Source organism: Pseudomonas sp. Pso3 (genome assembly GCF_055393275.1).
The window spans coordinates 4,748,112-4,763,152 of record NZ_AP043687.1 but is presented as its reverse complement, the minus strand read 5'-3'; the positions used below and the strand labels follow the sequence as shown (position 1 = coordinate 4,763,152).

The 15,041-nt window shown below is 59.7% G+C and carries 14 protein-coding genes and 1 pseudogene; 1 reads left to right on the top strand and 14 read right to left on the bottom strand.

Annotation, left to right across the window (positions count from 1 at the left end):
- Nucleotides 1–2: 2 nt before the first annotated feature.
- From ACZ5R1_RS22335 to hemA, 14 genes and pseudogenes are all read right to left on the bottom strand, one after another.
- On the bottom strand, nucleotides 3–461 hold the full coding sequence (locus ACZ5R1_RS22335) for an integrating conjugative element protein (RefSeq protein WP_464712724.1): 459 nt from the start codon (nucleotides 459–461) through the stop codon (nucleotides 3–5).
- A 62-nt stretch (nucleotides 462–523) separates the two neighbouring features.
- Nucleotides 524–1,123 (bottom strand): transglycosylase SLT domain-containing protein, encoded by a 600-nt coding sequence (locus tag ACZ5R1_RS22330; protein ID WP_464712723.1) that lies wholly within the window; start codon nucleotides 1,121–1,123, stop codon nucleotides 524–526.
- A complete protein-coding gene (locus ACZ5R1_RS22325; RefSeq protein WP_464712722.1) occupies nucleotides 1,108–1,821 on the bottom strand; it encodes a TIGR03759 family integrating conjugative element protein in 714 nt (237 codons plus the stop codon). The genes ACZ5R1_RS22330 and ACZ5R1_RS22325 overlap by 16 nt, the downstream gene beginning before the upstream one ends.
- Nucleotides 1,818–2,462 (bottom strand): hypothetical protein, encoded by a 645-nt coding sequence (locus tag ACZ5R1_RS22320; RefSeq protein ID WP_464712721.1) that lies wholly within the window; start codon nucleotides 2,460–2,462, stop codon nucleotides 1,818–1,820. The genes ACZ5R1_RS22325 and ACZ5R1_RS22320 overlap by 4 nt, the downstream gene beginning before the upstream one ends.
- A 23-nt stretch (nucleotides 2,463–2,485) precedes the next feature.
- Nucleotides 2,486–2,776: a PFGI-1 class ICE element type IV pilus protein PilL2 gene (gene pilL2, locus ACZ5R1_RS22315; RefSeq protein ID WP_464712720.1), complete on the bottom strand. Its 291-nt coding sequence runs from the start codon at nucleotides 2,774–2,776 to the stop codon at nucleotides 2,486–2,488.
- Nucleotides 2,777–3,425: 649 nt separating this feature from the next.
- Nucleotides 3,426–4,634 (bottom strand): STY4528 family pathogenicity island replication protein, encoded by a 1,209-nt coding sequence (locus ACZ5R1_RS22310; RefSeq protein ID WP_464712719.1) that lies wholly within the window; start codon nucleotides 4,632–4,634, stop codon nucleotides 3,426–3,428.
- Nucleotides 4,635–4,645: 11 nt separating this feature from the next.
- A complete protein-coding gene (locus tag ACZ5R1_RS22305; protein WP_042134775.1) occupies nucleotides 4,646–5,197 on the bottom strand; it encodes a DUF2857 domain-containing protein in 552 nt (183 codons plus the stop codon).
- A 29-nt stretch (nucleotides 5,198–5,226) separates the two neighbouring features.
- A complete protein-coding gene (locus tag ACZ5R1_RS22300; RefSeq protein WP_464712718.1) occupies nucleotides 5,227–6,795 on the bottom strand; it encodes a ParB family protein in 1,569 nt (522 codons plus the stop codon).
- A gap of 147 nt (nucleotides 6,796–6,942) precedes the next feature.
- Nucleotides 6,943–7,032 (bottom strand): annotated as a pseudogene (locus tag ACZ5R1_RS22295) (LysR family transcriptional regulator); the annotation flags it as partial.
- A gap of 16 nt (nucleotides 7,033–7,048) precedes the next feature.
- Nucleotides 7,049–8,248: an MFS transporter gene (locus ACZ5R1_RS22290; RefSeq protein ID WP_464712717.1), complete on the bottom strand. Its 1,200-nt coding sequence runs from the start codon at nucleotides 8,246–8,248 to the stop codon at nucleotides 7,049–7,051.
- A 69-nt stretch (nucleotides 8,249–8,317) separates the two neighbouring features.
- Nucleotides 8,318–10,174, bottom strand: coding sequence for an asparagine synthase (glutamine-hydrolyzing) (gene asnB, locus ACZ5R1_RS22285; protein WP_464712716.1), 1,857 nt, complete (start codon nucleotides 10,172–10,174; stop codon nucleotides 8,318–8,320).
- Nucleotides 10,175–10,192: 18 nt separating this feature from the next.
- Complete coding sequence (locus ACZ5R1_RS22280; protein ID WP_464712715.1) at nucleotides 10,193–11,263, bottom strand: Gfo/Idh/MocA family oxidoreductase; 1,071 nt, start codon at nucleotides 11,261–11,263, stop codon at nucleotides 10,193–10,195.
- The gene (locus tag ACZ5R1_RS22275; RefSeq protein WP_464712714.1) at nucleotides 11,260–11,760 is read right to left on the bottom strand and encodes an N-acetyltransferase family protein; all 501 of its coding nucleotides are present in this window, start codon (nucleotides 11,758–11,760) and stop codon (nucleotides 11,260–11,262) included. The genes ACZ5R1_RS22280 and ACZ5R1_RS22275 overlap by 4 nt, the downstream gene beginning before the upstream one ends.
- A complete protein-coding gene (gene hemA / locus ACZ5R1_RS22270) occupies nucleotides 11,760–12,992 on the bottom strand; it encodes a 5-aminolevulinate synthase (RefSeq protein WP_464712713.1) in 1,233 nt (410 codons plus the stop codon). The genes ACZ5R1_RS22275 and hemA overlap by 1 nt, the downstream gene beginning before the upstream one ends.
- A gap of 153 nt (nucleotides 12,993–13,145) precedes the next feature.
- Here hemA and ACZ5R1_RS22265 point away from each other — a divergent pair, with 153 nt between their 5' ends.
- Nucleotides 13,146–13,988 carry a helix-turn-helix transcriptional regulator gene (locus ACZ5R1_RS22265; protein ID WP_464712712.1) on the top strand — a complete coding sequence of 281 codons (843 nt, stop codon included), beginning with the start codon at nucleotides 13,146–13,148 and terminating at the stop codon, nucleotides 13,986–13,988.
- The last annotated feature ends 1,053 nt before the right edge of the window (nucleotides 13,989–15,041 follow it).

Below are 15,041 nucleotides of genomic sequence, written 5' to 3'. Positions count from 1 at the left end.
CGCTACCTGTCATCCGCCATTGGCACGAGCAGCACAGGGTAGTGGTGCAGCCCCAGGCGTTGGGCGAGGTCATCCCCCGACGTTGGAATGAGGGTGAGGTCGGGGGCCAGGCGCCGAAGTTTTGCCAAGGCCGCGGCAGTGTCGATATTTACCACCAGGCCAATAGCCTGCTGGTCCTTCAGCTGCCGCCGCTGCTGGCGCAGCCAATGACGTGAGTACTCATCATCACCGATGAGAAATAGGGGGCTAAGCCCAGGTGCTTGGAGCGCTCGTGTCGAGGCTTCGCCAGGAAGCAGTCTTTGTGACCGCACCGGTAGCATTGCGGCCTCAGCCTCATGAGCATCGGCAGGAAATGGGGTCACAGTAGACGTACGTGGTGGAGCTGTCCGCTTGAACGGCTCGAAGTACGGCTGGGTGGAAACACCTCCCTCGTGCCCCACCACGATGAGTGGGTCCGCCATTGCCTGCAGGGATAGCCATCCCGTACCAAGTACGAACAGTGAGCGTCTTCCGAACCCAGGTCTCACGGCAGCTCTCCCACCTGCAGTCCACTGGCTACCTGACCCTGTAGGCGATCCAGATGCGCCTGGACGAGGCGCTGATAGCGTGCGGCAAGGGCGCCGCCGGCCGGGCGGTGGTAGCGGCCGATGGCGGCTGGCCAATCAGGAGCGGCTGCGCGCTGCTCGACGAGGATTGCAGCGGCAATCGCAAGGTTTTGATAGGGGTCTAGCAAGTCACACGGATGAGTGACGCGATGGCGGTGGTAACCCAGGTTGATCTGGCCGAGACCCACGTCGATTTTGCGGTCTGGGGTAGTGTCCATGGCCTGCAGCAGGCCGGTGCATGCCGTATGGCGATTGGCAAACCGCTTGGCCTCGCCAGCCACGTTCAGGGTCCAGGGCCACGGTACTGACCGTCCTTGCCAGCGTCGCCCGCTTTCCTGCAGTGCTATGGCGTACAGAACCAGAGAGGGAACGCCGGCTTGCTGGGCTGCAAGCTGATAGGCCGGTGGCGGCAGCTGAGCCTGCGCCCAGGTGGCGACGCTGACCAAAGCCGACAACAAAAACGACAGTCCAGCGACTGCTCGACGGCGCCTTGTTGGCGTGGCTACTGTCGCTGCCATTGTCCATTCACCCGCTGTGCGACGACGGGCAATTCGCCGGCAAGACCTAGCGACTGAAAGCGGCCATTGTCATGGTTGAGGGTGATGGTCCGCTGCTGAACCCGCATCGGATCCAGGCGCGCCTGACGCGCCCAACGCCGGAGTCGTGCGTCATCGCCTTTACTATCCACCAGGTACAGGTCGAAGGCCCGACCTTGTGCCTGCAGCTGCCGGACACGTTCAAGGCAGGGCGGGCAGTCCGCTTTGACGAACACGGAAAGGCGCGCTTCCTCTACCACCTTGGCATCCTCGAGCGTGACCCGCTGCAAGTCAGGTGCAAGGCGCTGCCAGGCAGCGTCGTAGGCGCGCTGATAGGTCAGCAGTTTCTCGACGCGTCGGGCCTCGGCTCTGACCTGCAACTCCGCAAAGCGCGCACGCTCTTCGTCACTGCGTGCCTCGATACCCAGGGCGGTCAACGGGTCCAGGTGCGGCGCGTAGATGCCTAGCGGACCCTGCATCAGCTCGCGATAGCGGACCCAGTCACTGGCCTGCAGACCCCAGGCCCGGGCATGTGCGTCCTCGCTCAGCATGAGTCGGCTGTGTTGGGTCTCGCTCCAACGCGTCTGGTCGTGGGAGGCGGGCGCAGGAGATGCCTGAACAGCCTGAATAGAGCCAAGGATCAGACTGAGCAACGCGGTAGCAGGTAACCGTTGTGTCATCGCGTGTCTCCTCCAGGCAGCGGCAGACGCCGCACCTGGCCACCCACCTGAAATGTCGCGGTGTACTGGGTCAAGCCGGTGAGCTGCCATTGGCCCAAGAACTCGCCCACGCGGAGCAGCGTGACGGCGTTGAGCCCTTGCTGATGAGCAGGTAACAGGGACAGAAAGGTGTGGCCGCCACGTTGTTCTGCACCGAGTAGCTGAAAGGGCGGTTTGGACGCCTTGGCCTTTGGCGCAGGTCGTGCCGGTGTTTGGCGCTTCTCGCGAGGCGCCGTTGCCTGGTGCATCAGGGTCTGCAACCGAGCTTCAAGTCGGTCAGTGCGTTGTTGCAAGGTCAGCACGTCCGCGGTCTGGGCATGCTTTTCCTGCTGATGAACAACAGCGGCCAATCTGGCTTCAAGGTCCTCGCGTACCGCGCTTAGCTCGGTCGGGCTGACCAGGCGCTCTGGCGTTGGCAGGGCATCCAGTCGGGCGCTGAGGGTGACCATGTCCGCCTGCAGTGCATGAAGGCCCGGTTGGTCATCGTGTTGCGCTAGCTGCTGATGCAGACGCGATTGGCCCCTGTGGTCATGCACGATCAGGATGCTGAGCGCGAGTAACCAGGCAGCGCCGCCCAGGCGTTGTAGACGATCAGCACGCATGGCCAGAAAAGGCGCTCGCACCCTCACGATGGCCGGCCCTCGATTGGATGGGTGGGCGCAGGTGCAAAGCACACACGCCGAGCGAGCGAATCAACCTGTAGCGTCCAGGCAGGGCCTGCCAGGGTCTGCAGGGCGTCACGCAGCGGCAGCGGTCCCAACTGCAGGTGTGCGGCCGGCAAGGGCAGCGCATAGAGCCGAGCCGCCTCTGGCGTCTCGCACAGCGAAAAGCCGGAGCGGATCAGCACGTAGCGCAGGGCATCGCCCACGGTACGGTCGGCGCCGGTGGGGATGGAAACGCCCACAACCTGACGCATCAGGTTGCGTTGAGCGAGTTCAGGTCCTTGCTCGACCAGGGTGTAGCGTCCCTGGCGGACAACCAAAAGATCCTGTTCCGGTACGGGCGCTGGCGAGCGCACAGGAGGGGTGTCAGACAGCGCGCTTTCTGGGTCGGATGGCAGTGGGGTGCAGCCTTGGAGCAGTAGGCCTAGGGCCGCCCCGGCGCAGGCGGGTATGAGGCAAGCGGTGGCGTAGGGTGCGCGCATGGAAGACTCCCGAGAAGGCGAGTCGCTACTTTTCAATGCAGAGCCGTCTTGAGGCTGCGATTAAGGCGTACTGGGGCTGAACCCGTTTTCGCTAAGTGTTAGCTAAACGCGTCGGTTGCGAGCCGTGTGATAGCTATCCCCTGGGGATAGCTTCGGGAAAAGCCTCACTGGGCTAGGCGACGTTGATCCAAGACGTGTGATTTATCTTGGGTCCCGCCACCTATCCCCAGGGGATAGATCAGGTCCGCAACTGGACGGCAGCCCATGCAGGAAGCCAAGACAGTGAGAGGTCTGCATCCAGCATGAGTCCTGGAGCTATCCCCTGGGGATAGCTCAGCAAGGAGGCGCGTGGTCGGTCATGCCATGACCGTTTTTGTTGATCTGCCCATATGCGGGATGACCTGTGCCCTTGGTCGATGCGCTATCCCCTGGGGATAGCGTCCCGCGGAGGAAGGCGCAGCGCTGATCGCAGTTGATCCAAGTGAACCCGACCTACCTCAGGATTTCGTGACGTTTGGCGCGCGCGTGCCGGTGACGATTCGGCAGGAATGATCGGTGTCGGCTCAGGCGGCAGCGGTGGTGGGGTTGGGGTGGACGCTGCAGCGCGATTGAACTCGCCACGCAGGGCTTTCTGGATGATGCCGAACAGATAGCCCGCTGGATTGCGAACCGCGGAGCGCTCGCAGCGGGCCGCCCATTCATCAAGAATCGCCTGTCGCTGTGCAGGCTCCACGGGCTTGAGGGCCGCCAGGGCGCCGGACCGTTGCTCATGGTCAAGGGCGAGAAAACGTGGGGGTAGTACGAGCTCGTTAGACACAGTCGTCTTCGTACGTAATAATTCTTTATCTACTTTACGTACAGTACGGTCTGCCTTCGGATTCCGAAGGGCGTCGTCAGAATCAGGGATTGCACCTGCTTCGGAATCCGAAGACGGTGCGGGCGTACTGTCTTCGGATTTTGGGATTTCAGGGTCCGTTACCGCCAGTACGCCTTTGTCCGTCCAACCCTGCTGAGCGAGACGTTGAGCAATGATCTGCAGGCGAGTGGGAAGGCTCCGCTGGTTGACCTGCGGATCTTCAGTCACCTCCTTTAGCACCTGTCGCGCGACCACCTGCACTGTCTTCGCTGCGTGGCTCAGTGCTTGGCTCACCAGCTTCAGATAGTCCGGATCCAGCTGGATTGCTTCGAACGGCGTGAGGGGCTCATCGTGCAGGACATAGAGGTTGCCCTGGATACGGCCGGTCTGAGGATCACGTTGTCGCCGGACAAGACTCAGCCACCGCGTCAGTCGGAGGAGGGCCAGGGCGCGGGCCACGGTTTCGTTGGACGCTTGTGTGGCGCAAGGCATGACCGCCAAGTACGGACGGAGCCGCTCGTAGGTCGGAAAGGCTGTCAGGCCGCTGCGATCCAGCAGCACGTGCAAAACCTGCCAGGCGTTGCGCTCTAGCGGCGTCAGGCGCCGATCAAGCAGGAGCGCGCGCGGTAGGCTGTCGTGGCGGTTACCGCTGTAGAGGAAACCATCCTGGGGCGTGCCGTCCGCCTTTGGGGATGGTTTGAGGGTGCGCAGGACGTCATTGAAGACAGCTGTCAGGGGCGCGGGAGTCGCGCGCCGCAACGCCTCGTGGGCCATGCCTACGCTCCCTATTGACCGGTCCAGCGACGAACCGACGACCATAGAACGGCCAGCGGTACTTCATGCGCCTCAGCGAGCTCCATGGCCAGCTCAAGCATGGCGGTCTCGTCGTCGGTTGATAGCCCTCGCTGCGCTACCTCGGTTTTCCATTGCCGCCAGAGTGCGGCGTCCTGCGCATCGTCCAGCGCGGGATAACGGCCTTTGCGCTTGGGTAAGCCCAGCACCTTGCGGCGTAAGGCAACCTCTTGGTGGGTGAGCCCGAAGCGGTGACTGACCATCTCGCTGCTACTGCCCAGGCGCAGCATGCGATCAATCTGCGCGATTTCCTGACTCACATCGGCAGATTGTCCAAGCAGACGTTTGATCACGTCGCGATTGATCGACACCGTGCACCATGAGACTGGCGCGTTTACCAGAAGGCTGACCAGGTCTGGCTGCTTCAGGGCGGCCAGCTCCTCCTCGTCAAATCCCATCGCTTGGCAGCGGCGAAGCTCGCCGTGATGTAAGTGATGCAGGGCTTGGGTCAGTACGGCTTGGTTCAGAGGGTGGCTGGTCGGCATGACAGAGGTTCTCGGAACAGTGCACAGGATCAAGAGAAAGAACCGGCCTCTAGGCGGTTGAGGCGACGGGTGTGGCGGATGAGCCGGAATAGCAGTGAGAGCGAAGATCCACTTAGTGGGGCAATCTCGCCCGCCTGACCCTGCAAGAGCGCGCCGAGTCCATCGGCAAGGGCTGCGCGGTCAACCAGGGGTAGCGTCTGAGCGGTGCCGTTGAGCGCGTGCAGCAGGAGCAACACGGTACGCGCTGCGGGCTGCAGGGCATGGGCACCGGTTGGCCACGTACAGGAGAAGCCTAGATGACTGGTATGGACGCTCACGTAGGGCTCGACACCTGCGTCTCGAGCCAGCTGCTGCGCAAGGTGTGCAATCTGCTCCCGCAGGTGCTCAGGTTGGGTGCGCACCGATTCAGGGGGCGTCGCGTGGTCGATGGATTCATCCCTGCCCAGAGAAGGTTGAGCCATGTGGGACTTGTTTCCCGGCTGCGCAAAGGGCTCACCGGTATGGCGGGCAATCAACTGCTGAATGGCCATGAGCCGTGAAGTGGTACCCGAGCCGGTCTCATTGGGTGTGTGCCCCGGTGCGTGCGAACCGAGCGGTGGCGTTTGCGAGAGCGCACGTTGGCGCGTTTCCTGATGATCGATGTCCAGTGCCAGCACCTCGTAATGCATCCCGAGCGCTGCGGCCATTTGTGCGATCAGCTCGTCCTGTACGCGTCGTGGGCAGAGGTGCTCGCCCGCAGAATCAAATTGCGCCAATACGTGTTGGAACAATTCGGCAAAGGTGTGGCGCTCGCGGTGGTTTGCCAGACGCTGCCAGGTGCGTTCGCACGCCCGTCTTAGAATCGCGAGGCGTTCCACCTGGTGCCGCCCAAGGCCGGCGTACAGCACGGTGGGTATGGCAGGGAGCAGATAGCGCAACGCTTCCTGCATGCGACTGATGTGGGATTGGCGAACGGGATAGCCATCCGCGTTGAGGCGCCGTGCCAGTTCGGATTGGGAGAGGGTGCGTCCGGCTTCTTGCTCGTAAAGCGCTTGCGCCCGTTGGATGGCCTTGGCGCGTTCGATAAAAGTGAGGCCGCCACGGAGTTCATTTTCGGCTAGGTGGCCCGTCAGTGCCTCCAGCTCGCCACGCTCGGTCCACGGACGATACCGGCAAGTCAGCCGGGAAAAGCGCTCTTCGCCAGTTTCGGCATAGAGCTCGCGCAGGATCGACAGGCGCGTATTACCCCCGCTGTAGATGATGTAGTGAGACTCGCCAGTACGCCGTGTGATGACAGGTACGCTGTCCAGACCACGCTCGCGGATCGAGGCCTTGATCTCGTCATAGGCCGGATTCCTTACCGTACGGGGGTTATGATCAAAGGGACGCAGTTCGTCGAGGGTGACAATCCGTAGTGACTCGTAAGCCGTTCCTGCCTTGTACGTTTCGGGCTCGAGAAGAGAATCTTCTACCTGGCCAGCTTGCTGAGCCTTGGCGGGAGCACCCTGTCGAGAAGAATGGGATTCGGCATCGCCGGAAACTGATCGAGCCAGCGGGTCAAGCGAGTCAGGTTTGATCGGCTCGTCAGAGCCGGTGGCTTCATGAGGATACGTGTGCATGGCAGACGTAAGGTCAATTGAGTGGGGGTGAATAGGTTCGGTCTCCGTGGCTCCTGCAAACGGTGCCTCCGTCGGTGGAAACGCCCTCATAGCGCACGACCAACAGGAGATACCAGGGTTTATTCGCTTCTGGCGCTCTCCCTAAACCGACTGCTCGATATGCAGTCGTGCCGCTGCCCGGGCTGCATGACGTTTTTCTGCGATGGCGATGAAACAGCGTAAGTGGCGCAGTTCCACCGCCTTTCTCCTTTAGTCAGTGTTTAGAATCGAGATAGGTGTGATGGGATGTCGTGCCTTTCTGGCGTAGCAGAAACAGTTGGGCAATGGCGCCAAGCGCGGCTACGCCGGCAGCGTAGAGCGCTAGATTCCCGACCGGTTGTTCGAGCAGTAGAACGAACCCGCCTGCAGCCGCACCAAGAGCGCTACCCAAGTACAAGGCTGATTCATTCAAGGCCACTGCAAGGTTGCCGTCACCATGGTGTTGGCGCGCCTGGATCAGCTCGTTGTTCTGCGGTACCTGCAGGGCCCAGCCGACCGCGCCCCATGCGGCAATGGGCAGCATGACAAGCCACTGATTCCACTGTGCGGTTTGAGGAAGGAGAAGCAGAGACACGGCCAGGATGACCATGATCACCAGCGTCAGTACCGCACTACGAAAGTGATCAACCAAAGGGCCAATCAGAAAGCTTCCTAGTACACCGCCGATACCCCATACCCAAAGGTAGGGCGTAACAGAGTGGATACCACCGTAGGCAGGGTCGGACAGCAGAGGGGCGATGAAGGTATACATGCCGAGGCTGGATACGGCCGCCAGCAACGACACGAGCAAAATGGTCAGGACTCGGCCATCGCTGAGCATGGCGAGTTTTTGGCCAAGGGAGCTGGCGGTCGCCTTGGGTAGCGCTGGCAGACGCAGGTAAAGGCCCGCCCAGCTCACAGCGCCCAGGAGCGTGATCAACCATAGAGCTGCTTGCCAGCCCCATTGGTCAGCCAATAGCAAACTCAGCGGTACACCAAGGACCACACCGCTGGCCATGCCGCCCAAAATTACGGCGATACCTTTGCCGCGGCGCTCTGGAGTAGAGAGCGATGCGGCGGCAGCAATGCCCATGGCGAGGTAGACACCGGCACCAATACCGGCGATTGCGCGGCAAACTACAAGCGTCAGAAAGCTATCAGAAAGGGCGCTTCCTGCGTTCGCAAGTACGAAGACCAGTAGGGCGAGTAACAGTCCAGCACGTTGCCGGTTGGGCGGCACAAGGGCGACGAACACGGGCGAACCGATGCCATAAGCAAGGGTAAAGGCGGTAACCAGTTGGGCCGCCATGGCCACTGACACTGAGAGGGAGCTTTGGATGAGCGGGATGAGCCCTGCTGTGACATAGGAGGCCATCCCAAGGGCGAATGCGCCCAGGGCGATGAGATAGGTGGGAGAAGTACGATTTGAAGGCATGACAAAGTCCTCACGGAGGTGAGTCAGTAAATAGGAAGTGAAGGGGCGACGCGGCGGTCGCCCAACTAGCTAGAAAAGCTCGACGCTGACGTCGTACTCCCGCAGCCAAGTATCAAGCCCGACCGCGAGCTCCATACCCATGCGGTCATACATAGGCGAGTGGGTGCCAAGGGGCCTTTCTAACGCTGCCTCTACACGGGTGAAGTTGAGGAAAGGGCGGACGGGCGCATTCGAGTCATCCCGGATAGCGGCTAGCGCTCTGCGTAGCCCCTGCTCGTAGGCGGGATCTTGCGTCGAGGGGTAGGGGCTCTTTACGCGCTCGATGATGGACGCTGGCAGAAGGTCGCGTGTCGCCGCGCGCAGAATGCTCTTTTCTCTACCGTCGAAGGCCTTCATATGCCAAGGAATGTTGAACGCATATTCGACCAAGCGGTGGTCACAGAATGGCACCCTTACTTCTAGTCCAACCGCCATGCTCATCCGGTCCTTGCGATCTAGTAGCGTCTGTACAAAACGGGTCAGATTGACGTAGCTCATCTCCCGCATCCGACGATCCCCGGCGGCCTCGCTCGGCAAGCCAGGCGCCTCAGCAATAGCCTGCGAATAGCTGTCCTGTAGGAAACTCTGCATATCCAGATGTTTTAGTAAGCCTGGATCGAACAACGTCTTGCCGTCGAAATATTTCTCCGTCACGGAAGTCAGCCAGGGAAAAGTATGCGCTTGGATGGCAGCTGGATCGTGGAACCAGCGATAGCCACCGAACACTTCGTCTGCGCTTTCCCCGGACAAGGCGACAGTAGAATGCTGTCGGACCTCTTCAAAGAGTCGATAGAGAGACGGCCACATATCGCCCCAATAGGCTGGCGGTAGGTCCAACGCTCGGATAACCTGCGCCCGCAGCTGCGGATCGGCAAGTTCCCGACTGTCAAGGACGACCTCGCCATGGTGAGACTGGATCCGCTGCACTAAGTCTTTCACAAAGGGCGCATCGGGCGTGCCTCGAACAGCATCGCTTGCGAAGCCTTGGCCATGATCAGCGAAATCCAACGAGAAAGAGCGGATGTTCTCTTTCCCCGCTGCAAGCAGCTTGCGCGATGCCAGCGATGTGATGATAGAAGAGTCGAGTCCGCCTGAAAGCAGACTACACAAGGGCACATCCGAAACCACCTGACGCTCAACTATGTCTTCGAGTAATTCGCGCGTGTGGCCGATGGTCTGGTCCAGCGAGTGCTCGTGCTCCCGTGCTTCAAGCTTCCAGTAACGATGCCGTTGCAGACCACTGCGGGCAATCCTGACCCATTCGCCGGGTAGCACTTCGCGCATGCCCGCAAAGATGGCCTGCCCTGGAGTTTTTACCATCTCAAGGATTTCACGCAGACCGTCTGCTTGAATCTTGCGAGGTACAAGAGGGTTCGCCAGCAGGGCTTTGGACTCGGAGCCAAAAATTACGCCATCGTCCGTTGGAAAGTAGTAGAGCGGCTTGACCCCCATCCGGTCACGGACTAGTAGTAGTTCTTGCTTGCGTCTGTTCCAGATCGCGAAAGCGTACATGCCATTGAGTCGTTCGACGAAGTCATAGCCCCACTCCAGATAGGCATGCAGAACTACCTCGGTGTCGCTGCGAGTTTCGAACTGATGTCCGAGCACTTGCAGATCACGCCGGAGGTCCTGGAAGTTATAGACCTCACCGCTGTAGGTGACGGCTACCGCCTCAGGGTCGCTGCCGAAGCCCACCGTCATTGGCTGGCGACCGCCTTCAAGGTCAATTATGGAGAGGCGTCGATGTCCGAGCCCAATTGGTCCATCAATCCATAGGCCGCCCGCGTCAGGTCCTCGTCGCGTCATGGTTTCGGTCATGCGCTGCAAGATAGAATGCTGAAATTTAAGATCTTGGCTGAAAGACAGCCAGCCAGTAATGCCGCACATTGGCAGTCTCCTTTGAAATCAGCCCAGAGTTTCCAGGTCACTCGTTTCCGGCAGCAGGCTGCGGTTCCCGTAAGGGACATAGCAGGCCGGAGCGGGGCAACGGGCGGAGGTCTCAATTAAGTTAAGCTGGTGCTGTAGAGCGATAGCCGTTTGCAGGCCGGCAAAGGGCTGTGAGGGCGTTTCGCGAATAGATACCCATCGCACTACTTGGCGACAGAGGCGACTCAGCTTATGCAGGGTTTCAAGTCCGGGTTGGGCCGGGCTGAAACACTGTTCATCGATCAGTTGCTCCTGCCCTTGATCATCGCGCGTCCAAATTCGCAGGTGATCCTGATCCCAGGACGGCGTATCGAAAACCAGGCGCGCCTGAATGACTCGCTGTTCTTGATCGATGAAGCTGAAGTCCACTGTGCGCTGACGCACGATGTTCACGAAGCTGGCATAGCCTGCGAGTGTGGCCTGGCCCAACGTTCCGGTGAGAGAGACGGTATCCAGCACGGAATGTCCGGAAATCGAGAAGTCCGAACGTACTCCGATCACATCGTGAATCTGCAAAGGATCAGCGGAGGAACAGATCCACGACACCAAATCCAGCGCATGGATGACTTCACTGGTGACACCGCAGGTAGGGCGGTAGTCATTGAGCCGGTCCTTACCCCAGTGAAAGCTGGCTCTCACCAGCGACCAACCCTGTGCGCTGATCTGCCGACGCAGAGATTGTGTGGCGGGTGAGTACCGTTCTACCAAGTCCAAGGCAAAACCACTTACCTGACTTAGCTGCTCGGCAACAAGTGTCAGGTCGTCAGCGGGAGTAACGAGTGGTTTCTCGCACAGCACGAAGCCACGATATCCGCTTAGCTCCGTCAAGATTCGTGCATGACTTTCATCGTTGACGCTGACCACGACGATGTCGGGCTCGAAGTGATGAAGCGCGGACGCCACCGTAGGAAAGAATGGCAGTTCTGATGCCTTGGGTTTCCGATCAACATACGCCAAGCGCAAGGGCATGCCAGTACTGACGGACAGGTGTTCAAAGGCACGCCAAAAACGGTGACCGGCATAGCCCAGACCGATGATCAGGACGTTCATGGCCGGCCCTCCGCACGTACCAATAGAGCTTCGCCAGTCGAGGCGAATCCGAGCCTCTGGTAGAGCGAGGTAGCAGCAGGCGTAGTTTGTAGAGCGACTGAGTTCACTTGGCGCGTCCTGAACCAGTCTAGAAGCCGCTGCATGAGTGCCTTTGCGATACCGCAGCGGCGTAGCTCAGGCACTACGGCAACCGATTGAACCCAACCCGATCGGCCATTAAGACAGTCGGGAGCCGGGGCACGGTCATCAATGATGCCTGTGGCGCAGCCGAGTATGGCTTGGGTGTACTTATGCTCAGCGCACAGGATGAGTACCCGATCTGACCCGTCAAGACAGGTGGCCAGCCAAAGCGGGTAGGCCCTGCGCCAACGCTCAGTGTCTGTGGGTGTACGGCTGGCGTAAGGCGCTCCGCCGGCATCGAGTAGATGGGCTCTGAGCTCGATGAGCGCAGGGATGTCGTCAGGCGTAGCACGACGGATGTCGTAGGAGATGCTCATCACGCAACCTCCGCACCAACCCGCTGGGAGGCAAAAGGAATGGCGAAGTGCTCGAAGGTTTCTCGTAGGGCAAGGGCCAATTGCTCGATCTGCTCATCGCTATGATTGGGCGTTGCGTTAACGCGGAAGCGTTCCGTGCCTACGGCGACCGAAGGAAAATTGATCGGCTGGAGATAGATGTGATGGGTTTGCAATAGGCGTCCTGCAGCCGCTTTGCAACGCTCGGCATCGCCGATCAATACCGGCAGTATGTGAGTGCGTGAGCAGGGCATAACGGGGATGTCCTGCTCCAGAAGCTTGCCACGCAGTTTTGCGGTACGCGCGTGCAGCCGCTTCCGTTCTACGTCACTACGCTTGAGGTGTTCGATACTCTTAAGGCAGCCCGCTGTTACCGCAGGCGGCAGAGACGTGGTGAAGATGAAGCCCGTTGCAAAGGAACGTACAGCATCAATAATGACGGAGTTTGCGGTGATGTAGCCACCGATTACACCGATGGCCTTGGCCATAGTGCCTTGAATTATGTCTACCTGCTCCGCTACGCCTAGTTCGGCAGCAACACCGGCGCCCCGAGGCCCGTACATGCCTACCGCATGTACCTCGTCGAGGTAGGTTAGAGCGTTGTATCGCTTGGCCAGCATAACAATTTCTTTAACGGGTGCGACATCGCCGTCCATGGAGTAGATCGACTCGAAGACAATGATCTTGGGTCGGTCAGGGGAGTAGGTTTGTAGCAGTTGCTCCAAGTGCTCGAGATCGTTGTGCCGGAAGATATGGCGCTCATTCGAAGTTGAGCGGATGCCGTTGATGATCGAGGCATGGTTACGCTCATCACTGATCACCACGCATTCGGGCAGCTCCCGCAGCAGACACTGCAGGGTGGCATCGTTGGATCCGAAGCCGGTAGGAAACACCAGTGCCGCTTCCTTACCGTGCCAGTCGGCCAAGCTTTGTTCTAATTGTCCGTACAACGCATGAGAGCCCCCAATGTTGCGCGAACCTCCCGAACCTGCACCGTAGGCATCCAAGGCCTCGTGCATGGCGCTCCGTACCTTGGAATGCTGGGACATGCCCAGGTAGTCATTGCTGCACCACATCACGACTGGCGATTGTGAGCCGTCGGCCAGGCGAGCCAGAGGGTAGCGGCCACATAAGCGGTCCAAGGTTGTAAAGGTGCGGTACTGGTTGGCCTGTTTGAGGGCTTCCAACTTCTGATGCAAGAGCGTGTTGTACATCCGTTTGACTCCTAGACAGTAATAGCAAGCGCGTCTGTTCCTCCTCGCGCGACAGCCCTGACATAAGGCACTCGGCGCCAGGACGCGCTATTCTTCGCACCCTTTTAAGCCTGTTACAATTTGGTTGCTTATACTGTTACTAGGAGTAATGGCATGCCGGCGGCACGGTCTTTGGAACGTTCTCGGATTGAGCTTGCAGAGTTTCTAAGAAGTCGCCGGGAGCGGCTGACGCCTGAAGAGGTTGGGTTGCCTTCCGGCGGGCGACGGCGGACACCTGGGCTACGGCGTGAGGAGGTAGCGACGCTGGCACGAGTGGGTCTCAGTTGGTACACCTGGCTCGAGCAGGGTCGAGAAATCAGCGTGTCCTCGACTTTTTTGGACAATCTATCCCGTGCACTCAAGCTCGATGCCACGGAGCGTCGTCATCTCTATCTACTCGCCCAACAGCGGCCACCGTGTGAGCCCGGCAGGACGTGGTGCGTAGTTCCGCCCCTGATTATTCGGTTGATTGAGGATTTGGATGCTCGCCCGTCCTACGTTTTGAACCTGCGCTGGGATGTGTTGGTTTGGAATGGCGCGGCCGACCGACTGTTTGGCTTTTCGGAGCAGATTCCTGAGCGACGTAATTTGCTTTGGATGCTGTTTACGTCCAAGCGGCTACGCCAGCTTCTCGACCCGTGGGAGAGCCAGGCAGTCCAGATCTTTTCGAGCTTCCGGCGCGATTTTGTTCAGGGAACCCAAGATGCAGACATTGTGGGACTGGTAAAGGACTTGGAGCGGGTAGCCCCGGAATTTTGTGACTGGTGGAATCGCCAGGATATCCATGGGCCCTGCCAAGGCATTCGGTACTTCCAACTGGACGGGATAGGCAAGGTGGTCTTCGAACACACGACGCTCACTGTCGATGTGGACCGCCATCTACGGCTGGTTTACTACGCTCCACAGACGGATGGAGCACAGGGTGCGACGTTCGAGCGCTGGCTGAAGGAAGGGTAGAAAGAAGCTCAAGTCACGAAGCCAAGTGACCTGGCTGCAGAGTATCCATGACCAGGTCGCGTCTCGACTACAGATTTGCAGCCTACGTTGACGAAAAAGCGGTGGTAGCGGCTTAGAGACATCTCGCCAAAGCCCATAGGCTTTTCTAGCCGTCATAATCTCATGGACAGCTGAGCGCCACACGAGCGACGCTCAGCTGTCTCCTCCCCTAGGGGTGACGAGCCTCTGATAACGCTCTGCGATAGAGCGTCACCATTTCATCGAGTAGATCTCGAGCCATATAGGCCGAAATTCGCTGACGTAGGTCTGTTGGGCTATCCGCATTACCCTCATCGTTGGCTAGGCGATCCAATAGGTCGCTGAGCACTGAAGCCCGTATATCCGCGTCTGCCTCTGGCGACTCCCGGGTGAACTCAGGCTGTCGTAACGAGGCTGGGGTGACGGGGGAGGGAAGGATCGCACCTTTCGTATCAGCCATTGTTCACCTCCACCATGGAGGTACGACGCAATGGGCTAGGACAGGGGAGGGGCGCGAGCTTAAAAGGAAGACGATGCATGTTCATGCTGCTCCTTGGTTCGGTTAAGGAGCCGCCACCACCGTTGCTACGCGGTATGGAGGCGGACCGTACGGGGGTAGCAAACCGGGAACCAAGGGAACCGGCCAGGCCGAAGCCTGCCCCGCACGGCCCGCCATAGAACGCGCGCAACCAGATGCTAAGCATTGGCTGTGAGCTATGACGCTGCCGCGCCTTGGTTTGTCAGGTTGCTACACCCGGCCACGGGATTGACCGTGACCCGTAAAATTTAACGTTTAGGCCCAGCGACTGCAAATAGTTGGCACGGATCACGCGCCCGTTTTCGCAGTGTCTACTGTGGCTTGGTCTTCCCGCCTTGCTCGTCCAGCACACGGGGTCTTGGGTGTCGATAGAGCCTCACCTTCTACCTCGCCATTTACTGTCATCGCAGAAGGTGTGTCCCCCCACGCTTGCTAGTGGGTGTCCATGGACTGCGCAGACTGTCCAACCAGCACGACGCCGGTTTGAGCGAAGGCCC